This window comes from Aporhodopirellula aestuarii, assembly GCF_023701485.1.
Taxonomy (GTDB): Bacteria; Planctomycetota; Planctomycetia; order Pirellulales; family Pirellulaceae; genus Rhodopirellula; species Rhodopirellula aestuarii.
The window spans coordinates 1-24,018 of record NZ_JAMQBK010000031.1; the positions used below are offsets into that span (position 1 = coordinate 1).

At 58.3% G+C, this 24,018-nt stretch carries 17 protein-coding genes; 5 read left to right on the forward strand and 12 right to left on the reverse strand.

Annotated elements, in window-relative coordinates; genetic code table 11:
• Window positions 1–346: 346 nt before the first annotated feature.
• Window positions 347–1,663, reverse strand: coding sequence for a DUF3748 domain-containing protein (locus NB063_RS11760; protein ID WP_250928925.1), 1,317 nt, complete (start codon window positions 1,661–1,663; stop codon window positions 347–349).
• Window positions 1,664–1,734: 71 nt separating this feature from the next.
• Window positions 1,735–3,330, reverse strand: coding sequence for a hypothetical protein (locus NB063_RS11765; RefSeq protein WP_250928926.1), 1,596 nt, complete (start codon window positions 3,328–3,330; stop codon window positions 1,735–1,737).
• Between the two features lie 134 nt (window positions 3,331–3,464).
• Here NB063_RS11765 and NB063_RS11770 point away from each other — a divergent pair, with 134 nt between their 5' ends.
• The 3 genes from NB063_RS11770 to NB063_RS11780 all read left to right on the forward strand — a co-directional run bounded on the left by NB063_RS11770 (window position 3,465) and on the right by NB063_RS11780 (window position 7,164).
• On the forward strand, window positions 3,465–4,172 hold the full coding sequence (locus NB063_RS11770) for a PTS sugar transporter subunit IIA (RefSeq protein ID WP_250928927.1): 708 nt from the start codon (window positions 3,465–3,467) through the stop codon (window positions 4,170–4,172).
• On the forward strand, window positions 4,153–5,127 hold the full coding sequence (locus tag NB063_RS11775; RefSeq protein ID WP_250928928.1) for a hypothetical protein: 975 nt from the start codon (window positions 4,153–4,155) through the stop codon (window positions 5,125–5,127). Before NB063_RS11770 ends, NB063_RS11775 begins: the two co-directional genes overlap by 20 nt.
• Window positions 5,128–5,709: 582 nt before the next feature.
• On the forward strand, window positions 5,710–7,164 hold the full coding sequence (locus NB063_RS11780) for a Gfo/Idh/MocA family oxidoreductase (protein WP_250929142.1): 1,455 nt from the start codon (window positions 5,710–5,712) through the stop codon (window positions 7,162–7,164).
• Window positions 7,165–7,401: 237 nt separating this feature from the next.
• On the opposite strand, the gene NB063_RS11785 is transcribed toward NB063_RS11780, so the two are convergent.
• The 7 genes from NB063_RS11785 to NB063_RS11815 form a co-directional block, all read right to left on the reverse strand.
• Window positions 7,402–8,211, reverse strand: a complete 810-nt coding sequence (locus NB063_RS11785; RefSeq protein WP_250928929.1) for a lysophospholipid acyltransferase family protein — start codon at window positions 8,209–8,211, stop codon at window positions 7,402–7,404.
• Window positions 8,212–9,009, reverse strand: coding sequence for a hypothetical protein (locus NB063_RS11790; protein WP_250928930.1), 798 nt, complete (start codon window positions 9,007–9,009; stop codon window positions 8,212–8,214). It abuts the gene before it with no gap.
• A gap of 157 nt (window positions 9,010–9,166) precedes the next feature.
• Window positions 9,167–9,487, reverse strand: a complete 321-nt coding sequence (locus tag NB063_RS11795; RefSeq protein WP_009095042.1) for an HU family DNA-binding protein — start codon at window positions 9,485–9,487, stop codon at window positions 9,167–9,169.
• A 176-nt stretch (window positions 9,488–9,663) separates the two neighbouring features.
• Window positions 9,664–14,517 carry an Ig-like domain-containing protein gene (locus tag NB063_RS11800; RefSeq protein WP_250928931.1) on the reverse strand — a complete coding sequence of 1,618 codons (4,854 nt, stop codon included), beginning with the start codon at window positions 14,515–14,517 and terminating at the stop codon, window positions 9,664–9,666.
• Window positions 14,518–15,060: 543 nt separating this feature from the next.
• Complete coding sequence (locus NB063_RS11805; RefSeq protein ID WP_407652621.1) at window positions 15,061–16,065, reverse strand: ABC transporter substrate-binding protein; 1,005 nt, start codon at window positions 16,063–16,065, stop codon at window positions 15,061–15,063.
• A 41-nt stretch (window positions 16,066–16,106) separates the two neighbouring features.
• The gene (locus NB063_RS11810) at window positions 16,107–16,952 is read right to left on the reverse strand and encodes an ABC transporter permease (protein WP_250928933.1); all 846 of its coding nucleotides are present in this window, start codon (window positions 16,950–16,952) and stop codon (window positions 16,107–16,109) included.
• Window positions 16,949–17,764, reverse strand: a complete 816-nt coding sequence (locus tag NB063_RS11815; protein WP_250928934.1) for an ABC transporter ATP-binding protein — start codon at window positions 17,762–17,764, stop codon at window positions 16,949–16,951. Before NB063_RS11815 ends, NB063_RS11810 begins: the two co-directional genes overlap by 4 nt.
• 122 nt (window positions 17,765–17,886) lie before the next feature.
• Between NB063_RS11815 and NB063_RS11820 the strand changes: the two genes are divergently transcribed.
• Entirely contained in the window at window positions 17,887–18,726 is an 840-nt protein-coding gene (locus NB063_RS11820; RefSeq protein ID WP_250928935.1) for an MBL fold metallo-hydrolase, read from the forward strand.
• A 41-nt stretch (window positions 18,727–18,767) separates the two neighbouring features.
• Here the strand turns inward: NB063_RS11820 and NB063_RS11825 are convergent, their stop codons facing one another.
• Both NB063_RS11825 and hemE read right to left on the reverse strand, forming a co-directional pair.
• On the reverse strand, window positions 18,768–19,838 hold the full coding sequence (locus NB063_RS11825) for a formylmethanofuran dehydrogenase (protein WP_250928936.1): 1,071 nt from the start codon (window positions 19,836–19,838) through the stop codon (window positions 18,768–18,770).
• Window positions 19,835–21,823: a uroporphyrinogen decarboxylase gene (hemE, locus tag NB063_RS11830; RefSeq protein ID WP_250928937.1), complete on the reverse strand. Its 1,989-nt coding sequence runs from the start codon at window positions 21,821–21,823 to the stop codon at window positions 19,835–19,837. The genes NB063_RS11825 and hemE overlap by 4 nt, the downstream gene beginning before the upstream one ends.
• A gap of 246 nt (window positions 21,824–22,069) precedes the next feature.
• Between hemE and trmB the strand changes: the two genes are divergently transcribed.
• Window positions 22,070–22,801: a tRNA (guanine(46)-N(7))-methyltransferase TrmB gene (gene trmB / locus NB063_RS11835; RefSeq protein WP_250928938.1), complete on the forward strand. Its 732-nt coding sequence runs from the start codon at window positions 22,070–22,072 to the stop codon at window positions 22,799–22,801.
• A gap of 39 nt (window positions 22,802–22,840) precedes the next feature.
• On the opposite strand, the gene NB063_RS11840 is transcribed toward trmB, so the two are convergent.
• Window positions 22,841–23,689, reverse strand: coding sequence for a UDP-2,3-diacylglucosamine diphosphatase (locus NB063_RS11840; RefSeq protein ID WP_250928939.1), 849 nt, complete (start codon window positions 23,687–23,689; stop codon window positions 22,841–22,843).
• Window positions 23,690–24,018: the final 329 nt, after the last annotated feature.

Below are 24,018 nucleotides of genomic sequence, written 5' to 3' on the forward strand. Positions count from 1 at the left end.
ACGGCGCGAGCCGTCCGGTGGCTCGGGACCGGACGGCTCGCGCCGTTCCGCTAAAAAGGCACTCAAACAATCGACGTCCTGAGGGAGGGTGATGGGATTCGTACGATGGGGACAAGTGGGATCGAAAAACGTCAACGACATGGTAATCGGATCTGGCATCGAGTTCGAGCGTCGCAAAGGAGGTTGGGGCGGACTGGCGTCGGTGTCCCTCATTTATGAACCCGAAACGAGCCGATGTTAGTTGGCTGGAGGCGTGGGCTGCGTGAATTCGAACCGTTTTGTGTGGTCCATTCCTTGAACGGATTCCGATAATCTCATTCTCCCGCAGGACCGTTAGATGATCGCTTCACGAATCGACGAACTGCTGAGGGCGTAGCGTTGTGGAGCCCACGAAGATGTGGTTGCGTGGGCCGGCGGGAGTAGCGATCCGACGTAAGTAGGTGATTTGAGTTCCGTCGGGGCTGTACACGCATGCGAGACGCAGAGGGGAATCTGTAGAGTTGACCTTTGGTGCTAACGCGTGAATAGAACCATCGTCTACGTCCACCTCGCAGACGCGGGTGTCGATGACGCAAGCGATGGTACGACCGTCACTGCGGTAAGTAAACGCGGACTGGATCGGTGTGGGAGAGTGGGTGAGTTGGCGCATGTTATCACCACGAGGGGAGATGAGCCACAGCTGCGACACGCCACGTTCATCTCGCATCAGGAATGCGATTCGCTCTCCGTCAGGACTGCTGCGGGGCCAATGCCGTACACCGGAGATGCCGGGATGTTTTCGGTCTACGGTGTGCGTGAGTCGTCGCTGGCGCGTGCCCGCTGGCGGTGAGGGGCGGTTCGTTTCGGTGCCACACAGTGGTGAGTCGCCCGCGACGGTGACGTCGTCGGGGACGTCGACGATGAACAACTCTGTAATGGTGGCCCCTTGTTCGTCGAGGCAATCACCGAGGAAAGCGATGGCTCGGTCCTGGCGTTCGCCATTGCTTTTTCGATAGCCGCGGATACCAACCCACGCGTCGCTGTAGGCGCGGTTGATCTCGTCGCTGCCTGGTGTCGGGCGATCCCAAGTTTGCGTGACCAAAACGCTGAAGTGTGTCCCGTCATGATTGCGTGGATGCGTCTTGGGGACGTCTACGCCGCGGGTCGGGACGCTGACTCCGACCCCACGTTGATTGAGTCGGGCGGCGGGGTGCTTATCGGTCGCCAGTACGTGGTCTTCATACGTGAAGCTGACCCATTTGCCATCGCCGCTGAACACATGCACGTGTGAACCGCCCCGTAGCGCACCGGGTGTGAACGGCGGCGACAGATCGCGAGCGTCCAGATTGCAGGTTTGCTCGGGCCGATTGGGAATCGTCAAAACGCCTCGGCGGTGATAGGCGTTGTACTGCCACGCTGCAGTCGGATTCTCAGGACCGTGAATGAATACGACGCGGTCATCGGTGGGGCAGGCTGTGACAACGCCAACGCATGCACCCTGCCGGGCCTCGAAAACAGTCTCGACCCGCCCGCTCGGCACGTGCACGCGTCCGAGCGTTTGGCTATCGAAGATCGATCCATCACCGTCGCTGCGAGAGTCAAAGTAGATCCACTGGCCGTCAGGTGACCAAACGTCGGCGTTGGTCAAAATATGGTTATTGATCCCTTGAGTGAGTTGTCGCACGCGGATGATCGGTGGGTGGTTGTTTCGTGTTTGGGGGAACTCGATCGGCGGAGCGATCGGCCACGTGGGGGTTAGTATCCGTAGCCGGCGCGGACGATGAAAGCTTCGCCGAGATCTTGATCGTCGGGGGAGAATTCATATTTGAGTTCTCGTTGGAAGACGCCACCGAATTCGATGAACGCGGTGCGTTGTCCAGCGCGAATCAGGTCGCTGCGTCCCCATTCCCAACCGAATGTGACGGCGATTTGATTGACGTCGACGCGTTCTTCGATATTGGTGAAATTGCGTGTGACTGTCCACGAATCGCCACCGTACTCACCGGCGAGATACCACCACACGTCCTGTGTTCCGATCGTGCGCCAGTATTTCGCCAACTTGGGTTCAGGGAAGAAGATGTCGAAACGGGTGTAAGGGTCCGGTTGCCAGAGTAGACCGCCCGCGGGCAGCATCTTGATGCTCTCACGGTCCAGGTAATAAACGCCGGCTTTGAGCGTCGACGCGGGAGTCAGGCGAAACGACACCAGCCCTTTGCCCATGAACCGAACGCTATCGGAGTTAAAGGTATCAAAATCTGAAAACGCACCGACGCGGAATCCGAGTTCGCTCCCGATGATTTGGTTGGGATCCGATTGCCATCCGAAATCGAGAAAGCCGCCGTAGGCGCTGCCAGGGAGATCAGCGTTATTGCTCGCCGTCGTCATCGGTCCGTCGAAGAGGTACAGCGAGAACGAGGGGACGACGTAGAGCGGTCGGTTGCTGTAGAAAAAATTACCAAACGCGAAGCCGAGCGACACGTCCGTCTGGTTGATCCCCAGGTCGTCTTGATCGTCGCCACCGCCACCGATAAATGAGTGACGCAGTCGAGGGCCGTGGAGCAATTGGTAGGCGTTGAAACCGCCGGCGGAAAACAGCCCGGCGGGGAGGAGCGTGCCGCCGTACCCCGGGCCACCGAGTCCGCTGGGGAAGAGCGACGTCGGCGAACCTGATGGATAGGCGGACGCTGGGAATGGATCGCCACCGTATCCCGAAGGCGATGACGGCGACAAAATCGGTCCGTTCCCGTACAGCGATCCGCTGCCCATCGGGGCGGCACCGTAAGCCGGGGGTGATCCGTAAACAGAAGGTGCGTTGTAAGGAGCAGCCGTTGCCGACGGGTAGCCCGCGCCTTGGTACAGGCCCGTGCCGCTGTTGCTGCGGAACCAATTTCCAGAAAACAGACCGCCCAGTAAACTGCCGTTGGGATAGGAGGGATTGGGGCCGACGCTCGGTCCTACCGAGTAGGAGGGCGCGCCGGTGGGAGTGGGCGTGCCCAGCGGTGTGACCGTGCTGCCGCCGAATCCAGGCGGGGCAAAATTAAATCCGGAGCCACCGAGAGTGGCTCCACCAGAGGTCGCGTAGGGATCAAACGACGGCGTGGTGGGACTGAGGGACCCCGAAACGCTGGCTCCGGCCGGGTTGGCACCGTAAATGCTGCCAGAATTCGACGGAGGGTAGACGTTTCCGGACCCGGAGGGACCAATCGGCGCCAAGTTCGTTAGCGGGGTAGGTGAAAATCCGTTCTGGGCGGACACGCGGTCCGATGGTGCGAGTGCGGCAAGTACGAACGCCCCCACTAGCCAGAATCCTCTCTGGCGTAACGATAACCGGTCGTCCGATGCGGTAGACAAACAAAATACTCCGTGTGGGCACGTCGACGTCGGCTCGACGCTGGAATAACTTGAGTCGATTTACCGATTTTGTGTGACTTCCGTCAAGGGAAGTGTGGATAGAAGCCAAACGTTTACTGCCGATTGAAAATCCCATGGAAGACCTCGATATCCCCCAGCTTGCCGAATACCTGCACGTTACCCCTGATCAAATCACCAAAATGGTGACTCGCGGCAATTTGCCTGGTCGCAAGGTCGGGGGTCAGTGGCGTTTCAACGAAGCCGAAATCCACCACTGGCTCGAGGAACGGATCGGTTTGAGCGACCCCAACGAGCTGGACGAAGTCCGGCGGGTGCTGCACCGAAGCTCGGACACCCCCGCGCGAAAACTCAGTGAAATTTGCTCCGTCGATTTGATCGCCAACCCGTTATCCGCACGGACCCGCGGCAGCGTGATCCGCGGGATGGCCAACTTGGCCGCCACGACCGGGATGCTGTGGGACGCCCCGGCGATGGCCCAAGCGGTGTCCGAACGCGAAAAATTGCATCCGACCGCGCTCGACAATGGTGTCGCGTTATTGCACCCCCGCCGCCCGCAGACCTCGATCCTGGCCGACTCCGTACTCGCGCTCGGGATTTGTCAGGCGGGATTGCCGTTCTCCAACCGGGGGCAATTGACCGACATTTTCTTCCTCATCTGCTCTTATGACGATTCGAGTCACTTGCGTATTCTCGCAAAACTCAGCCGGTTGGTTTCTGACGATGCGTTCCTCGATGGGCTGCGTTCGAGCGATTCGCCCGGCGACGCTTGGTTGATTTTGAAAGAAGCCGAAGCAGCCATTGATGAAAACATCACGCTCTAATTCACCGCCTTTCGCGCTCCTTCGGAGCCAGCAAGCGGCCGCTGGCGACGAGCAAGCCTTCGGCTGCGATCGACTGCTGTGGGTCGGCGATAACGAACACCGTCAAATGCGACCGGCTTGGCGAATCTGCCAAAAACATTGCGACACGATTGCAGTCCGCTATGGCATCGATGAAGCCCTGGAATCGCCACCCCGACAGATGCCCACCCACGTGATCGTGGCTCAAACGAACCGTCACGAGCGAACGCGTTTGGCGATCGACGGCGTCGGCTACGCTCGTTTTCGTTCCCTGTATCCCGAAGCCGAAGTTCTCGTCGTACGCGGGCCGTTGGTCGCGTCGACCGTTCGTTTGCCCGAGTCACCTTCACCGCTTGCATCGTTAACGAAGCCCCGCATCGCGGCGAGTCCGGCGGATGCGAGATCCTGCGAGACGCCGATTTGGGTCGATTCGGTTTCCTCCGACGAAGCCCCCACATTCTTACCGCACTGGCTAACAAGTCAGAAACAAGCCGAATCCGGCGACGTGCGATTGGCTACGGGGGAGTCCTCCGCAATTGAAAACGATTCGGATCAGCTGCATGAACCAACGCAGCCAATCGTCGGACCGATTGCCATCGTGGCATCGCGATTTGCCGATGCCGAGAGTTATCTCGATGCGCTCGCGGGACTGTTGCACGACAGCGGGCGGTTGGAACCAATGATTCGGTGGCAGCGTGAGCTGACCCATCGAACGTCGAGTGGCTTTGCGACGGTTCTTTGGGACGAGTCGGCGGCTCCTGCGACGACGCCCGAGGATTGGCGAGAGCGTTGTGAGCGAGCCCCCGAGGCTCGTCACGTGTGGATGACCGGACTTGCCAACCTGGAGCAACGGACGGTGGCACGCGAGAACGGGATTCATAACGTGCTCGAAAAACCGGGCCGGCTAGAATGTCTGATCGCCAGCCTCGCGTTCTAACCCGGATATTGCGTAGGCCGGACTGAGGTCGCGAACAATCCTGCCGTATCCGCATCAACCTGATTTGCTCGAAATACATTCTGTTATTTTCAAAATCAATCGATTTGCGACCGTAGTTCCGGCTTGGCAATGGTTGATGCGATACGGCCTACGAATCGCGTGCAATATCCGGGCTAATACTGAGCGTCTCGAGTTGGGTTGAGTGAGTCCTGCTCGACCGCATCCCGATCGTATCGGCAACGCCTTGGCCGATCCGATCAGTGGCGTGCCCGGCCACACTATGAGGTCGCTCTCCTCGATCTTCAGCTCCTGAGATTGGTTGTCTTTGATGGGCGAAGCGATTGGCTGGTCGGGGTGCATTTCCAAATCAAAAGTACCGTCAGTTTGGTTCCCTTTCACAACACCTGTGGCTGCTTTCGGATAAAATGCGGCGTGATTGCATGTCGGTTGACGTCTGGTCTAAGTCCACCTGTTTGATGGTTTGACTCATCCGCCAAGCGCCCCCACGCGTTCCCTCCTTACACAACCCACCTTTGGTAGTTTATGAATTCCAATAGCACACCCCGCCGGCAATCGGTTTCCATGCCACGCATTGATCGTCGTCACCTCCTCGGCCTCGCTGCAGCGGGTATCGGAAGTGCAGCTTTGCCCCGTTTTGCTCGCGCAGCGGGAGCGAACGAAGAAGTCCGGATGGCGGTACTCGGTGCGGGCGGACGGGGTGGCGAAATCGCTCGTGCAATCCACGGAACACCCGGTGCCAAAGTCGTGATGGTCGCCGACCCGGACAAGGGACGCGCCGAAATGCTGGCGGGTAAATACAACGCGCAGGCCGTCACAGACTTGCGGACGGCATTGGATTCGGATGACATCGACGCGGTCGCGATCACGACGTGCAACCACTGGCACTGCCTTGCCTCGATTTGGGCCATCGAAGCCGGCAAGGACGTCTACGTTGAAAAGCCGTTGTCGCACTCACAGTGGGAAGGACGGCAAGTCGTGTTGGCCGCCGAGAAATCAGGACGCATTGTCCAGCTCGGCACTCAACAACGCAGCGATCCGATCCAGATGGAGGCACGTCAGTACCTTCACGAGGCGAAGGAACTCGGCGAAATCAAGTATGTTCAAGCAAATCGACTTGGGATTCGCGGATCGATCGGCAAACGCGACACGCCGCTGACTCCGCCAGCAGGCGTCGACTACGACTTGTGGCTCGGCCCGGCTGCGGACGAGCCGATCATGCGAAATAACTTTCACTACGATTGGCACTGGGACTGGAACACCGGTAGCGGTGAGATGGGCAATTGGGGCGTGCACATCCTCGACGATATTCGTAACGTCGCGTACCAGGACCAAGTTTCAACGCCGAGTCGTCTGATTTGCGGCGGCGGGCGGATCGGCTGGAACGATGCGGGGGAAACCCCGAACGTGCACTTTGCGTTGTTCGAAACCGAAACCTTTCCGACCCTGATCGCACTGAGCAACCTGCCATCGAAGCCGGGCGAGAAGAGCCCGTGGTCGGTCCAAGGCAAGATGAAGGTCGCGGCGCCGAACAGCGGCTACGCAATCGTTTGCGAAGGCGGCACCTACCTCGGCCAACGTGGAATCGGTCGCGTGGTGGATCAGGATGGAAAACAGGTCCGAACGTTTAAGGCGAAAGTCAGCACGATCCCGGCACACGTGAATAACTTCGTCGAAGCCGTCCGCAGCCGTGATGCGTCCAGTTTGGCGGCACCGATTGAAAACGGTCACCACAGCACGGGATGGTGCAACTTGGCCAACGTCGGATTCCGAGCCGGGGGCAGCTTCGATGCGGAGCAACTGTCTGCCGCGAGCGACCTACCCCAGTGGCATGCGGTGATGGATGACATGACCGCGCCGCTGAGCCTGTTCGGTGCCGACGCGAACGATTTGGTGTCCTGCCCGATGCTTGAGCACGATCCTAGGACCGAGCGTTTCGTGGGTGAGCATGCCGATTTGGCGAACCCCTACCTGCGGCGAGAATATCGCAGCGGCTACGAAGTCAAACCGGTTGCGTAAGTCGCCCAGTCGCTCTGCGGATGGGTGGTTAAAGAGCGAATCGCGGAGCGATTCGGCGACAATGGTTCAGCCTTGAATTGTGGCCAGACGCTCCGCGGCCGGGTGGGTGAAGAGCGAATCGCGGAGCGATTCGGCGACTGTGGTTCAGCCTTGAATTGTGGCCAGACGCTCCGCGGCTGGATGGGTGTGGAGCGAATCGCGGAGCGATTCGGCGACACTGGGCGACGATGGGCGGTGCTAGGCTGCTTTTTGGGCAGCTTGCGGGAGCTCGTTTGCCGGCTTTCGGGCATGGATGATCGCGGCTTCGTCGGGATCCTCCGCCCATTCGAGACGCTCAAGAGACGTCTCGACTTGGCCGGCGATCGCCGCGAGGTCGTCACTTTCCTGAACGTAAATCGGATCGCCAAAACGGCAATCGAGACGGCAGAACGGGATCGGAAGCTGCATCCGGTCCCAAGCGTTGGCGAACAGCCAACGGCGACGGGCGACGAGGACGACCGGTAGGATCGGGATGCCAGTTTTCTGGGCCAACATCGCGGCCCCTTTCTGAACCTTGCCACGGGGCCCCTTAGGGCCGTCTACGGCGATCACGGCAGGATGTCCTTGTTGGCAGTGGCGGATCAGTTGCGAGAGCGCTGTGGCCCCGCCTTTGCGTCCCTCACCGCTGCTGCCGCGGATCGGCACGCAGCCGCACGATTCGAGCAACGGAACGAGCAGATCGCCGTCGCGTGACCGTGACACCAACGCACCCGTGTTCGGGTCGGATAACGCAACCGCGGCGACTTGGTGGGCGTGCAGGATCGCGTAGATGAACTGACGATCGGATTGATACCGAATCTGGTCACGGCGGTCATTGATCACTCGAATCCGCACGGTGCGGCGGATAAGCGTGAAGAACCAGCGCAGACCGAACAGTTCAAGACGTTTGCCGAACGTGAGTTTTTTGGGAGCACTTTGGCGGCGACGGTGAGCCCGCGTTGGAGCGATGCCGCTCGGGGTTTCCTCGGATTGAGGTGGCACGGGAATCCCTGTATTGGATTGATACATTCAGTGCTCGTATTGATCCCACGGGATCTCTTGGAAAAGAACACGCATCGACTGCGTGTCTTTGATTTGTTTGTTAATGGAAGCGGTGATTTGATCGTGAATCGTCGTTGTCGAGCGTAACCGAATTTTGGCTGGTGTGCGGTCGACACCGATGTGGCGGGTCAGGGTGACGACAGTCTCTCGCGGCATGACATGGTGGTCCGTCATGATCGCATTGAGTTTCATCCGGGCGAACGGTGGCACACCTCGTGGGCGAGCGACGTTCAGCCGGCAGACCCAATCGACGAAGCGGCCGTACTCGGCGGCGACGCTTGGAGAGTCAGGCCGTATCGCGGTCACGCGGTAGTGCGTCTCGGCGTAGGCGACATCGAACTCGTTTTCGCTCACGCGGGTCGGCTGAGCGTCCATCCCGAATCGTGTGCGGTCGGCGGGATCGGTAACTTCGGATTCGGCGCGGGCGGACAAGCGGATCAGATCTTCGGTCGCAACGCTGGTCCGCATTTGACGCTCGCGGTCGAGAAGGACCACACTCGAGCGGGGCAGATCGAAAATCGTCCAGGGTTGTTTCGGGTCGGACGGAAAATCGTAGTAGATGCCGTTGCTGAACACGACGTGATGCGTTTCGGCGGGCTGCGGCTCGTCGCCCTGGAAAACATGTGTGACGGCCATCCAGGGGCCGACTGCTGGCAAGGACTGCGGATCGTCCGCGGACGCGTTGTCGAATGCCACGAGGCACAAAGAAGCGATCAGCAGCGCAGCGAGAACACGCGTTTGATAGATGCTTTGCAAGAGAATCATGCTATCACCCCGGCACCGACAAGAGACCAAAAACAGGTCAATAACAAACCGTGGGATTTATCTCTAGATCAGAATGAAACTGCCCTCCGTCCCGATGACAATCGAGAGGAAGGCAGGCGTGCGTCGTTGACGACTTGATCCAAATCCGGGAAACGGATTAGACCATTTCCTTAAGGCCCTTGAGCGGACGGATAGTCAGCTTTTTGCTAGCTGGCTTCGGCGCGAGCCAAATTTCTTCGCCGTTGGCTGGGTTGCGACCTTTTCGTTTGGGTTTGGCAGGAACGTCTTTGAGGACGATTTTGCAAAGTCCAGGAATTGCGAATTGGCCGGGCCCACCCTTCTTGAGCGACTTTTCGATTTCAGCGGCGAGCGCGTCCAAGACGGCGGCGACGTCTTTCTTGCTCAACTCCGTCTCTTCGGCGATGTTGGCGAGAATTTGGGTCTTAGTGGGCGCTTTGGGTGGAATGGCTGCGGGCATGGGCTGCACCTGTAAATTGGAAACTGAGACTGTAAAACGAGGGAAAACAAAATCGTTTCCACTTCGTGGTGGCTGCAAGTGTTATGTCGATACTCGAAAACCTGCAACCCTCCTGACCGACAAAAACCACGTGTTTTTCCGTGTTTTCGTCGAATCGGGACCGCACACCCCCCCGATTAGGCTTCCTCAGTGTTTGTCAAGACCTGATCCACCGCTTCGGTGAACGTTTGGACGCTCTCTGAAGCCTGTTCCGCGATCCGTTCTCCGGGACGTGAAATCAGCTCCAAAGTCTCCGAAACATCGTTCATTGCAGCATCCACGCTCGCCGTTTGTTGCGACGAAGACGAGCCCGAGAGTGGCTCTCCCGAGGCAGCCAACGTGCTGACCTCGTCACTCGATTCGTCCGATGCTTCTTCCTCGAGAGTCGCCAACGCGGCGGCTGAGAGCGGCTCGCCGGCGGGCACGAAGACGTCGTTGACGGACGAAGCTGCGGCAGCCACGGTGGCAGTCGAAGTGCCGGACTCGGTCAGATTCAAAGCACCCGAGCTGTTTTCCAAACTGACGAGCACCAATTTCATTTCACCCGACTCGCCACGCTGTCGAATGACAGTCGCATCGGTCACACTCGCCGCCAAGCCGACCGAGACAGGGTCGGTGCTTGTCGAGCCTGAGGCGGCTGGTTTCATCGCGTTCACCGTCACTGCCGAACCGGTGTCGTTGAGCTGCACCTGCAGATCGAAGACCTCGTCAAGGGCAGCCGTGGACGCTTGGGCGTAGACGGCCGAACTGCCAGGGTTCACGGCGGCCAAAACGGCGATTCGTGGTGCCGATCCGAACCAATCCGAGACGCTGTAGTACTGAGCTTTGATGGGACCCAAATTCAACTCGATCGATTCGTCGCCTTCATCCACATCGCTGCTGATATCGATCGTCTGTGCTTCGTCACCGTTGTGCAAAAACGGAATCGCTGGGACGTTGAGTTTGTAACTACCGGGCAACAGGTTAGGCACCCGGATGCCATTGGCGGTCACCTCCACGCTGCTGTGGTTGAGCGGCAAGGTCACCGTTTGATTCAGCAGGTCAGTGCCGGTGAGTGTGAACTGTGACAAGTCACCGGTAAGCAGTCCGAACGTGCTGCTGCGGAATTTGACTTCGATCGCGCGGCGTTGATAGTCGGCGACCGTGACGGTCATCGTTGCCGGGCCGCTCTTCAATCCGCTGGAGTCCTCGACGTAGAAGTCGAACGTCACTTCACCGGTGAAGTCGGCGTCGGCAGGCGTGAACGAGATCGATTGTCCGTCGGTAGACACCGTGGCCGTGCCGCTCGTCGGCGTGGTCAGGTCAACAAATTTCAATGTCTCGCCCGAATCCACGTTTGCTGGCAAGTCGGAGATCGATAGCACCGTTGATGCGGTCGCACCTTTCACCAATGTGATCGAACCTGCGGAGATCGGTGGGGCATCGTTGACGCTGGTGATCACGAAAGTCGCCGTCGCGGTAGCCAGTCCGCCGCCGGTGTCACGAATGGTGTAGGTGACGGTTTCAGTGCCGTTAAAATTGGCTTTCGGTTTGTACAACAGCGTGGTGCCGTTGTTGCCGATCGAGACGGTACCGCCTGCCGAAGGTGTGCCGAGCGCGGTGATCACAAACTCTTGGTTATCGCTATCTCGCGTGTCGTTGGCCAACACGTCATAGCTCGCCTGAGCCGCGTCTTCGTTAATCGCGGTGCCTCCCGTTCCCGGGAACGCGTCATCAACGGCTGTCGGCGGGTTGTCGGTCGGGTTGACCGTCACGGTAACTGAAACGGTGTCCGTGCTCGTTCCATCGCTGAGCGTGTACTCAAAGGTGTCGGTGCCGACGAACGAGGCGGGGGGCGTGTAGTTGACGGATTTGCCATCGCTGGCGATCGTCACCGTACCGCCGTTGGTCGGAGTCGTGACGCCGGTGACCGTGAGGGTTTCACCGGCTTCGGCGGTATCCGCTTCGTTGGCAAGCACGTCGAGTGAGTTTGCGGTAGAGTCCGCATCGACGATGAACGTGTCATCCACACCGACAGGAGGATCGTTTATCCCCGTGACGGTGACCGTCACCGGTACTGTTTCTTGAACCCCGCCAGGACCGGAGACGCGGTATGTGAACTCGGCCGTTCCGACAAAGTCGGTCGCGGGTGTGAAGCGAACTTCGCCACCGCTCAGAGTCACGCTTCCGCCGCTGGTCGGCTGAGTCACGCTGACCACCGAGAGCGTGCCGGTACCCGAGGTGATGGTGTCGTTGGCGAGCACGTTCAGCACGGTCGCACCGCTGTCTTCGGCAACGGTGAAGGTGTCTGCGAGCGCGGTAAACGATTGTCCGATCGCCAGCGAAACGCTGCCATAAGCGATCGCGTCGGCGGGGATATTGTTGTTGTTAAAGAACAATAACACTTCGCGGTTCGATCCGTCGGCGGGATCGGTTACGAAATTGACCGATCCTGCGGCGAGTGCTTCCATTTGGATCGTTGCGATCAGCGTTTCGACTTCGTTGGAAGGAGTCGTCCCGCTGCTGACGGCACCCAGCTCGTCAATCAGTCCGGTGCCGATGGTTCCCGACCGAGTGTTACCAAACGTGGTTTCGTATTGAATGCTGGTTCCGGGAACCGCACGGACAAGCGTTCCGTCAAAGACGACGTCGGCGTATGCGGCGTAGATCCCGCCTTGGCTACCGCGAGCGCGTTCGTCAGTACCGTAGAAACGCAGCAGGAACTTGTCGCCAACGTCGAGCGAGGTGATCACGTTGCCGTTCAAGTCGGTGGCTTCGAGTTTGATGCCGGCGAGTGGTTCACCAGCGACGGTGACGGAAAAGGTTTCGGTGCGAACGTTACCCGCTCTGTCCGTCAGCGTAACGGTGAAGGTATTCGCCCCGCTTTGTGCTTCCGTCGGCGTCCAATTGATCACGCCGGTTCCCGCAACGATGGTCGCGCCGCTGGGGAAGGTCGACAGCGAGTAGGTGGCGCCGTTGCCTTCTTCGGCGCTGACTAGGTCGGTCGTGTAAGCCGTGCTAACGTTACCGGTGGTCTTGACGTTGGTTACGTCGAAAGTCGGTGCCGCGGTGTCATAGACGACGGTGATTGAAGGCGAGAGGTCGCCGGCGACGCTATCGATCACTTGGCGAGCGGCCAACGTGTAACTGCCCTGGCCCATCGCCGAGAGATTGTTGGTTGTGATCGCAATCGTGCTCCCCGTTGCGGTGCCGACACCGATGACGGTGTTGTCCGACGTGTCGATGATTTGGACGGTGGCGCCCGAGGTTACACCCGTGATGTCAAACGTCAGGGAACCGACATTGGTGACATTATCCGTGTTGCTCGAACCCGAGTCGCTCGAGGCTCGCAGGTCGAGCGAAGTTGGGACCGCGATGGCCTGATCGTCAAACGTGAAGGTGACGGTTTGAGTATCCGATGCGCTGCCCGCACCGGTCTCGGCGAAGACACCCACTGACACGTTGACGCTGCCGATAAAGCCATTGGCGGCGGTGACCTCGACCAATCCCGTAGTCGGATTCACCACCGCGGTCGCGCTGCTCGAACTCGTGCCGCCAATAAAGTACCGGACCGGGTCGCCTTCAACGTCAACGCTTTCGAGTTGCAATTGTGCCACGTTACTGCTCGTGACGATCGGGTCAGCGATCGGTTTGAGGTACGGTTGGCTGTTGATCGGGACGCCTTGGATGCTGAGGTCTTCGGTCACGGTGACCGAGACGACTTCTTGGAACTGATTGCCATCGCTGTCGGTGATCGTGAACGTAACGTTTGTTGTTCCGGTGCCGCCTAGCGCCTTCAACATCACGACCGAGTTTTCGGTGTCTTCAAAAATCGTTGCGTTGTTGATACGTACGGTATTGGTGGGCTTTTCGTTGGCGTCGGTGTGGTTTTGGCTGATCGCTTCACGAACGCCTTCGCCTTCGACGAGTTGTCCAAACACCGAGTGATTGAAGTCCAGGAATCGGGCATCGGTTTCGGCGATGAAGAACTGCGAGTTATTGGTGTCGTCTGATGATTTTGCAAACGACAGCACACCCGACCGGTTGTGTTGCAGATCGGGATGGAAATCATCATCAAACGTGCCCAGCGACGATCCGCCCGTTCCCGTTCCACCTGGATCGCCACCCTGAATGACGAAGTCACCGTCAATGCGGTGGAAAATGATCCCGTTGTAGAAACCGCTCTCGGCAAGCGTCACGATGCGTTCGGTGGCGACGGATGCTCGTTGTTCAAACAGTTCAAAAACCATGTCGTCATAGCCGTCCATGTCCAACCGCAGCGACCGGTTGCCCGTGATGACTTCGGCAGACAATAGCGCCGGGTTCGCGACCGAAACCGTCACCGTGAGCGGTCCGCCTTCGGCGTCATAGGCGTCGATCGGAATGTGCAACGGCGAGCCGATCGCAACCGTTTGCGAGCCGATCGTTTCGAACATGGGGCGTTCGTCGGTCGGATTAACGAATCCACTTGCCTGGATCAGTTCTTCGATCGTGAGGACTTCTTCGTGACGCGTGTTGTCAGGGAATATCCAGGTGGGGTAAATCGTGATTCCCAAACTCGCAAACTGCGGGTCTTGCGAGCGGGTCGCGTTGGGTAACGTCACGTCCGTAAACGGAAGGTACTTGCTGCCATCTTCAAACAATTGCTTCTGTTCGGTACACGCTGGGCACCAGTTTGCCCCGTAGAATTCGAACCCGGTTTGATCGAGCCACTTGGCAAGCTCGACGAGGTTGATCCCCTGTTCACCTTCGGCGGCGAGGCTCGACGTACCGCGATCGGTACTGGATGTGCCCGTGGCTGACGCGTCGCTGAACGCGGAAACGTTCTCCGCCGGCGCAGAGGGATCGGTGAACAAAAGCTCCACATCCCCCGCCATCATCTGTCGCCCCTCGAGCGTCTCGAGCAACAAGCGACCGCGATCAGCCGAAATCTTGGCCTGAACACCGCGTCCGGAAGCATCCATGGCAACCATGCGGGCGAGACGTTGGCGTAATTTTTGAGCGAGATTCATCAGCGGGTGTGTTTCTAGCGGGGATTTTTGGGGCCTGCGTTACCGTGTCGATTCATCTTTTGGGATCGAATCGACTCCGACGAAACGCGTAATAGTCGGAATTGGGAAAGCAGGATGTATCGGAAAAGTCGACCATGTTCGGTCGCAGTAACAAGGTTTTTCAGCACAGGCGTTGTCGTCTCGCCATCCCGGCAGGTTGGCCCAACCGGCGCAGTAGCCTCGATCCATCATCAGCTGGCTAATCCGCAGAAATTGCCACGCCGAGCCTGTCCCGACACGCCAGTTTGACGGACCGGCAACCTCCCATTTACGTCGGGAACTTGCCTTTTTGCCAATGTTTTAGCAGGTGCGCGTCGTCGATTTTGCGACATGAACGCTGAATATGCATGGCAAAACCGCTGTGACGACCTTACCGATATTGACGTTTGCGGGACCAAATAGGTTCCCAATCGGCGGCGTTTTGGGTAACCACCCCTTTGGGGGAGACTGTGTTTTGAGGCGTGGGCATGCGGTAAGGGATTTTCCCGCCGAAGTCCGTCGCGACTACTGCAAGGGCAGGAAATCGGTCGTGAAGCAGTCCTCCGCTCGCACCGCATCGGGGGAGATGACCTTGAGTTCGGCCATCTCGTTTACCAGCGATTCCCAGCGGTCGAGCGTCATTTCGCCAAACTGCGTCGTCTCCTCCGGATACGCCAAAGTGCGCATTTGTTCAGCACCAAACTGAAGAACCTCGGCGGTCATGCCGTGTTTATTGGCGGCCAAGATTTGCTCATTGGCTTGCGCCGGCGATTTGAGGTAGTTCACCCATCCCTGCCGGGTAGCTTCGACGAACTGTCGGACCATATCGGGTGATTCGCGAATGAGCGTTCCGGTGGTAACCAGGACGCTGGAATAGGGATTCCAGCCCAAGTCGCTGACCATCAACGTCCGTACATCGACGCCCTGCTGCCGGGCGAGCAGTGGTTCAGCCACGACGTAGGCTTGGACGGCCATTTTGGGGTCGTTGACCATTCCCGCAATCGAATTGAAATACGGAACCTCCTTAACCCCTTCCAGGTAACCGTGCTTTCGCAAAAACGGCAAAAACGCGCGTCCGGGTTGGCACTGAAGCGTTATTCCGGACAGATCTTCGAACGACTCAACACCGCTATCAGCCCGCACCAGCAAACATCTCGGGTTGTCCTGCACCGCCGCCAACACGGCAACAATTTCCGCACCCTGGGCCCGAAACAGCACGACATCGTCAGCGTTCGTGATCGCAAATTGGCTGCGGCCGAGCAGCAACTCAGCGGCGACAGGAGTTTCGCTGCCCCCGGGTTTGATCTCCACCTCGAGGCCCTCGTTCTCGTACGTGCCGTCCACCAAAGCTTGGTAGACGCCTCCGTGTTCGACCTCGGGAAACCAATTCAATTGAACGCTGACTCGCTTCGTTTGGTTTTCCGAGGATCCATCTACCGTCGTTGCTGTCCGACCCGAACAGCCTGGGATCGTGCCGAAGAGGAGGACGGCGAGGGCGGCCAAAACGGCATTGGAGGATGGTCGTTGAATCACTTCTGTCGTCACTAAATAGGGAGGTCGCAAGTTCCAATTCAATCTACACGAGTGTAGCGACTGAAGAAGAGCCATCCGATGCCGTTGACCAATCCGAAGAGAGCCAGTCCGAGCAAGGTGGACATCCCGAGTGCCGCGATCAACGCGTCGGTTTGCGACAAGCCTTGCCAACGCGTCATCAGGGCGCCGAGCCCGACATAAACGGATCCGTTACTGACAAAGAATTCTGCCACGATCGCTCCGATGACCGCCAACCCGCTGCTGATCCGGGCCCCGAGCAACAAGTAGGTTATCGAGGTCGGAATCTGGAGACGGACGAGGGTTTGTAACCGCGAAGCACCATAAAGACGAAACAAATCGCGGTGTTCCGTCCGACAGGACTGCAGTCCCGTGGTGATGTTGTTGACGATCGGAAACAGGCAAATGATCACCGCGGCGATCACGGTTGTTCGAAATTCGTAACCACTCCAGATGATCAACAACGGAGCGATCGCCACGATTGGGACCGTTTGTAGAAAGATGACGTAGGGAAAGAACGCCCGACGCAGCATGCGAGATTGACTGAAAATAATCGACAACACGCCGCCGATTAGGATCGCCACAGCCAAACTCACCGCGGCCGCGTAGAACGTCACCCAGCTCGCCATGAGCAGTTCTTCACGTCGCTGCCACCCCGCCGCAGCGACTTGGCCCGGAGTTGGCAACAGGATTTTGGGCAGATCGAAAATGCGGACAAAAAGGTGCCACACAAGCAGTCCAAAAACTGCGACCACCGTTACGCTCAGCGTGCTGAACAACGCGTCTTGCCAACCGCGATGGTTCAGGCCGGGTTTGTTGCTCGTCTCAGGGAGTCGATCGTTATCGGTGCGGTCGCTACTTCTCATCGTCCCGCCGCCTCCCGCAATCGATCGCTGACCACGCCGTAGAACGCGGCGAACTCGGGCGTGCGACGTACGTCGACTTCATCGACTGATTCAGTCTCGTCACCGGATCGAGCAACCGGATTATCGAGCACCGCGTTGATTTGGCCGTTGTGCATCACGCAGACCCGATCGCTCAACGCAATTGCCTCGGCAATGTTGTGGGTGACCAAAACAATCGTGAAATGATGCAGACGCCATAACCGGGTGACCAATCCGCCGAGCTGTGTCCTCAAGAGATCATCCAGAGCCGCGAAGGGTTCGTCGAGCAAGAGCAGGTCGGGGCGTGTCACAAGGGCTCGAGCAATCGAGACCCGCATCTTCATCCCGCCTGAAAGCTGATACGGGAAACGCGAGGCGACATCGCGGAGTTCGACCTCGTCGAGAGCCGCACCGGCCGCATCCTTCGCAGCCGCACCGGCATGTTTGCGATTTTGCAGTTCAAGCGGCAGGGACACGTTGTCGATCACCCGACGCCACGGCAATAAAGCAGGCTGTTGAAAAACGAACGACGTCGAGCCTCGACCAGGATGTTCGCATCGACCGGAACTCAGCTGTTGAAGTCCAGCGATCACCCGCAAGAGCGTCGTCTTGCCGCAACCGCTCTGACCGACAAGAGCCAGCCGTTCACCGGAGATCACGTCCAAGTCGACGTTGTCGACGGCTTTGACGCGGTCACCCGCTCGCCGTCCACCAGCGAACTCAACCGTTGCCTGCCTGATCGTGACAGCGGCTTTCGGGGAGGAAATCGTCTCGGGATTTTGAATCAGATTCAAAACGAAAGGGGACCAAAGCGGATAAACGGGCGGGTGTATTCCGACTCCTGGCGGCGTCGATTGGGATCGCCGGAGCCATTTCGACCGAGTTTCCCAGTACATTGTGAGCGAGGCAACTAGACTTGCCAGCCACCACAGACGACGATAGCGAAAAGGAAACCGCACAACAGCGAGTATTTGCTGGAACTCCAGATCACAATCCCATGCAGCTTCATTGCCTCGGCACGGCCGGCTATCACCCCAACGAAATGCGGCACACGTCGTGTTATTTCGTCCCGGACACCGGTCTGTTGCTCGATGCCGGGACGGGGATCTTTCGTCTGCCGTCGCTGCTGAAAACCGAGACGCTTGACATTCTGCTCTCGCACGCCCACCTCGATCATATTGTCGGCCTGACGTTTCTGCTTGATATTCTGTACCAGCATCCGCTGAAACAAGTTCGAGTCTTTGGCGAAGCCGAAAAAATCAACGCGATTCGGACCCTCGTCTCGAGTGAGTTTATTTTTCCCGTTGAATTGCCCGTTCAATGGTGTGCGATCGACGAAGACTACAACACCGATGGTCAACAATCATTCGACGTCGCGGGCGCACACGTGAGCTGGCGACGCCAAGAACATCCCGGAGGATCCGTCGCGTACCGCATCGAGTGGCCGGCCCAGGAACGTGTGCTGCTTTATGCCACGGACACGGTCGGTGCGTCCGAGGACGCGATGTTGGATTGGATGAAGGGGACAGATGTCTTGTTGCATGAATGCAACTTTCATGACAATCAAGTCGAGTGGGCGATTAAGACAGGGCACTGTTATCTCGATCGCGTAGCCCAAATCAGTGCCGTGACTCAACCCAAACGGGTTCTACTGACGCATGTCAATCCGATCGACGAAATGACACTGAATGCAAACGAGAATCGATTTGCGATGCCTTGCGAAGTCGTCAGTGACAGACAAATCATCGAGTTCTGACACGATCTTCCATCGATCAAGCGGTGCGTACGCCAACGCAGCTATTGGATCCAAAGCCGGGACAGCACTTCACCGGGAGTCACCATGTCGCTTGGGATCGGGGCCGAAAGTGGCAGAGAAACCGAACCGTCGCCGCGGATGACCATGCCCCGGCGATGAAGCCCGGCGATGGAACTGGCGCGGTACGCTTTCGCCAAGCGAGGTCCTGGATCGACGCCACCAATCTGCAACGCCGCTGGACGCGAATCGCTGCAGCGTGGCGAACCTAACCGGACATCGAAGGCGGCGTTGGTGAGCTGATCTTCGACCGAAGCGGGGCTTTCATTGGTCTTCCACAAACAAACGCTTCGCAGCGTCGCGGCCGCATCGAGCGTGAGCAGAACGCAGCGAGTGTTTTGGTTACGCAGCCGCGCGATTCGGCACAGCATCGTCGCCGAGATTGTTTCCTCACCGGCCTTAAACGCTCCCGGCCCAACGATGATCGCCGCGTATTGGGCGGAGTGCCAGCGATCGATCTTTTGCGTGGGGCAGGACGCTTTCGCGGTTGTTTGTCCCGCCAACCTAGAGGCTGATTCGGTTGCCGCGGCGAACTCCGCAAGGGCATCTGCCGAGCACGAACCAAATCGCATCACACCGTTCTTGCCACCGTTCGCTGACTTTCGACGGAGCTTTGCCAACAGTCGCGGCCATGTCTTTTCGACATCACCAATCATCCACACGAGGTCCGCGTGTGTGGCGACGTCGGCGAGCGTTGCCGAGACGATTCCATCACGACTGATGACTTCAATCAACGCTTGAATGCTGGGATCGGATTCGATTGTCAAATCGATTTTGCCGCCATGGTGCCAATCCGACAACTGCCTCGCCGTAGCTAGGTCGACACCCGTGGTGACGCCCCGAATCGGTCGTGTGAGCTTTGTCACGTCGACATCGATCTCGCCGCGATCCATCGGTGCGATCAGTTGCGGGCCGAATTCGCTGACGAGCGAGCAGCCATCGGCAATCCATTCACCCGTCTTACTGATCTGTACGTCATCACAGTGCAGCGGACACAGCGGGCAAACGAATGTTTGATCGCTGGTGCAAACGGGATCACTCGGTTTCGGGTTCACAACTCGTCTTGCCCGTCGTTACTTCCCGATGCACCGGAGAAACCATCTCGCACCGAAAGTTCTTGCACGGCGCGGACGAGTTCGATCGCGTTTTCAACGGGGGTCATTTGCATGACGCCGTGACCCAAGTTGAATATATGGCCCGGCCGATTCCCGACTTCGTCGAGTAACTCTTTTGCGGCCGCACGGATCGTTTTTGGATCGGTTAAGAGTACCGTCGGATCCATGTTGCCCTGGACTGAAATGTCGTGGCCGATCCGTTTCCACGCCGTCGCCATATCGATCCGCCAGTCCACACCGACGACGGTGCGGCGATCTCCACGCAGCAGCGGCAGCAGCTCGGGGTTCCCGGTTGCGAAATTGATCAGCGGCACGCCCGGCGTGACTCCCATGATGATCCGCTGCATCCAAGGCAGTACAAAACGGGTGTAGTCTGCGGCCGACAGGCACCCGGCCCAACTATCAAACAGCTGAACGCACTGCGCACCGGCGGAGATTTGTTCGTTGAGATAAACGATGATCGCGTCGGTCAGTCGATCCATGAGCGCCGACCATCCTCCATCATCGGCTCGCATCAATTGTTTGGTCGCCGCGTATTGCTTGCTGCCACCACCTTCAATCGCGTAGCTGGCCAATGTAAACGGGGCGCCTGCAAAACCGATCAGCGGGATCGTTTCAGGGAGATCTTTTCGAGTTTGTCGAACGGTTTCATAGACAAAGCCGAGGTCTTGCGGATTGTCGAGCGGCTTGACGCGATCGACATCCGCGGCGGTGCGCACCGGATTATGGATGACGGGACCGTCGCCTTTGACAAATTCCAAATCGAAACCCATCGGCACGAGAATCGGCAGCAGGTCGGAGAAGATAATCGCTGCATCGACGCCGAGACGTTCGACCGCCGTGCACATCACTTCGCTGCAGAGGGTCGGGTTGGCGCACAGTTCGAGGAATGTTTGCTGTGACCGCACGGACCGGTACTCTTGCATGTAACGGCCGGCTTGACGCATCAACCAAACCGGGGTGCGTGGCGTTGGTTCCCCACGGCACGCTTTCATGAATAGGCTCGACTGTGACGGGTGTTCGTCGACCGCCTCGAGAGGTTCCCGTTCGGATGTCGCCGTCACCGACACGCGTGCGAATGACTCGGCTTGGTGGGCAGCCCGCCGCTTTTCGACGAGTGAGGCTGCTTCCCGTGCCGCTTCGTTGACGAGGTGTCCCATTTTGGGGTGTGATGGTTCCATATCGACATGCAGGTCGCTCTCGCGAAGCATCTCACTGGTGGTCGGACCGATTGAAACGATCACTGTCTTTGCCAGGCCTGCTCGAAGTGCCTCGGTGAGGTTCAGCGACTCGGCCATCCGCAGCATGTTGACGACTTGGTGCGCGCTGGTGAGCAACAGCATGTCGCGTTCACCCGCAGCAATCGCCCGGACGTTTTCTTCGAGCGGCCCCGTGTCCTCGGGATATTCCCAGCCATAAACACGAACGGTTTCCGGGATCGCCCCGCGAGCTTCCAGCCCCGCGATCAAGGAAGTATTGGTGACACCGTATTCTTGGATGCCGACGACTTGGTTGGCGATCGGAATACCTTCATCGATCGTGCGTAACAGATCACGCCACGTGTTGGGTTCGGGAACGCGGTGGGTCGCGGTGACGCCGAATTCTCGCATCGCCGAAGCCGGTTTCGGGCCGCGAGCGATCGTCGTGATATCGCTTAACGCGTCGAGGAACCGTTGGGAGTCGACGTGTTTCTCGGTGCTCTTGAGTAGATATCGAAAGCCGACGCCCGTCATGAAAATCACGATCGGGATCTCACCCGTAATGACACGGTACGCGAAGTCGATCGCCGGTCGATTGGGTTCGATCGGGACTTCTCGCATCGAAGGGCTCACGCAAGCCTCGCCACCAAATTTGGTGATCAGGCGTGCCATGTCCTCTGCCCGGCGGCTTTCGAGCGAAGCAATACGGAGTCCAGAAAAATTCATAGGGGCGGGCTAAGGGCTGAGAGGTCTGGTGATTGAGTGGGCGGGTTTACGCGAGTCTGAATCGGCATGTCGCGGTTTGCAAACTCGGCCGTGGCGAGCGTTGGGGACGGGAGGTTTCGCGGGCGGTGAAACCGGTTCACTGCACCCTATCTGGTCCCGCCCAGATTGTAGAGCAATTCTGACGCGTTACGATGGCGGTTCGCTTTCCCCCATTTTTGTCCGTTCATCCTCCGCAGCCTCCCCTCCATGCCTCGCGCCGCCCTGCGAAAACCGCACCCCGATCTCGATTTGTCCGCATGGTTGAAGACGCCGGAGGACCTGCCGCCGATCATTTCCAGCCAATCGCTCTTCGGCAACGATTTACCGCTCGAAATCGAGGTCGGCAGCGGCAAAGGTTTGTTCATCCAGACCGAATCGGATCGCCGGCCCGAACATAACTTCTTTGGCATTGAGATCGCACGAAAGTACGCCGCCCACGCCGCGGCGAGGTTGGCCAAGCGAAACCGAACCAACGCCAAAATGCTAGCCGGTGACGCCACTCCGCTGTTCGCGACCGGCGCCGGCGAAACCGGATCCCAGGTCGGCGAACCGGCGGCCGCAGATGAACACACGGGGCAACCCGCGGTCACGCGGATCGAGAGCGGTTCGCTGGAAGCCGTGCACGTTTATTTCCCGGACCCGTGGTGGAAAAAGCGGCATCGTAAACGGCGTGTCTTGAGCGATGCCAACATCCGCCAATTCAGTCGCTGCCTGCGGACGGGCGGACGGCTGCATTTCTGGACGGACGTGCTCGATTACTTTGAGTTGACCGTTGAGCTGATCGCTGAGATCGCCCCCGAACTCGGGGTCCCCTTGCCCGAAACGCAACGCGAATCGACTCACGATCTCGACTATCACACGCACTTCGAGCGACGCAGTCGGAAGTTCGGTATCCCCGTCTACCGCGTTTGTTACATCAAACGCGATCGGAACCGATAGATGCTGATGTTGCAGACGTGAAGTTCATGTTTGCGACGATTAACGGCACGTCGCAAATCGATCACGCGTTGATGTGTTGGTTCGGCGTAGGCGTGGGTGCGTGGGCAGTTGCAGCATTCGGGGCGATCCGTAAATGGATTCCAAGCGGATGCTGCCATCGAGGTGCTCGACCAAGCCGGTGCAGTTCTCAACCCAATCGCCGGTGTTGCAATACAGCATCTCTTCGCTGTAGACGATTGCCGGTGTATGGATGTGTCCGCAGATCACGCCGTCGCAATTCTGATCGCGAGCGTGTTGCATGATCGCGGCTTCAAAACCGCTGAGCATCATGACGACGCGTTTGACGAGCGACTTCAACGTCGCGCACGCACCGTAAGGATTCTTGCGTCGTCGTGTCGGCAAGCGATTAAAGAGTCGGTTGGCACTCAAGACAGAGTCGTAGGCAAACGACGTGACTTTCGATATCCACTGGGCCTGTGTCTCGACCATGTCGAACAGGTCACCGTGCGTGATCAGGAACCGCCAACCGCCTTTGGATTCAAACACAAATTCGTTGGCAAACCGAACGTCGGAGAATTTCCCGGGCAACATTTCCAAGCTTTGTTCGTTCCGCAGGAACGCGTCATGGTTACCAGGAACATAAAAGACCTCTGTCCCCTGTTGGATCAGGGCTTCGAGGTGTTCAATGATCTCGTTGCATTCGTCCGACCAATGCCACCCTTGATTACAACGCCAGCCATCGATGAAGTCGCCGACGAGGTAAACCCGTTCCGGTGAGTAGGACCGCAGGAATTCGAGGCACTGTTTGGATTGAGAGTGTTTGGAACCCAAGTGCACGTCGCTGATCAGCACCGTGCGGACCTCGGTCATTTTGGAGTGTTTTGTCATCGTAGTCGCTGACCTTCACCAGTGATTTGAACGCCAGCCCAACGAAGGCAAGCTTTCGGGGTGCAGATTCTATCCAAGGAAATTACAATGCAACCACTGTTTTTTCATTTTGCCGGCGATGAAATCGGTTCGATTCGCGAGCGTATGTGATCGTGAATCGGCATGAGCTTTGTCGTCGCACCCGGTTAAGGTGGCTTTTTTTGCCTCAGTGACTGGTCTCGCCTTTTTGAACGCCCTCCTGGGTGTTCACTTGCCTACCACCAAACACTTGGTTCGTCCACTTTTGCGGCAACCACACTGTTTCCTCACCGCTTTTTTTTCAGAAAACC

What these genes read in the sequence shown, in the direction of transcription:
- NB063_RS11840 (WP_250928939.1), bottom strand. Translation starts at nt 23,689, where the DNA reads ATGACAAAACACTCCAAAATGACCGAGGTCCGCACGGTGCTGATCAGC.
- NB063_RS11790 (WP_250928930.1), bottom strand. Translation starts at nt 9,009, where the DNA reads ATGATTCTCTTGCAAAGCATCTATCAAACGCGTGTTCTCGCTGCGCTG.
- hemE (WP_250928937.1), bottom strand. Translation starts at nt 21,823, where the DNA reads ATGAATTTTTCTGGACTCCGTATTGCTTCGCTCGAAAGCCGCCGGGCA.
- trmB (WP_250928938.1), top strand. Translation starts at nt 22,070, where the DNA reads ATGCCTCGCGCCGCCCTGCGAAAACCGCACCCCGATCTCGATTTGTCC.
- NB063_RS11775 (WP_250928928.1), top strand. Translation starts at nt 4,153, where the DNA reads ATGAAAACATCACGCTCTAATTCACCGCCTTTCGCGCTCCTTCGGAGC.
- NB063_RS11800 (WP_250928931.1), bottom strand. Translation starts at nt 14,517, where the DNA reads ATGAATCTCGCTCAAAAATTACGCCAACGTCTCGCCCGCATGGTTGCC.
- NB063_RS11795 (WP_009095042.1), bottom strand. Translation starts at nt 9,487, where the DNA reads ATGCCCGCAGCCATTCCACCCAAAGCGCCCACTAAGACCCAAATTCTC.
- NB063_RS11770 (WP_250928927.1), top strand. Translation starts at nt 3,465, where the DNA reads ATGGAAGACCTCGATATCCCCCAGCTTGCCGAATACCTGCACGTTACC.
- NB063_RS11785 (WP_250928929.1), bottom strand. Translation starts at nt 8,211, where the DNA reads ATGTATCAATCCAATACAGGGATTCCCGTGCCACCTCAATCCGAGGAA.
- NB063_RS11810 (WP_250928933.1), bottom strand. Translation starts at nt 16,952, where the DNA reads ATGAGAAGTAGCGACCGCACCGATAACGATCGACTCCCTGAGACGAGC.
- NB063_RS11780 (WP_250929142.1), top strand. Translation starts at nt 5,710, where the DNA reads ATGCCACGCATTGATCGTCGTCACCTCCTCGGCCTCGCTGCAGCGGGT.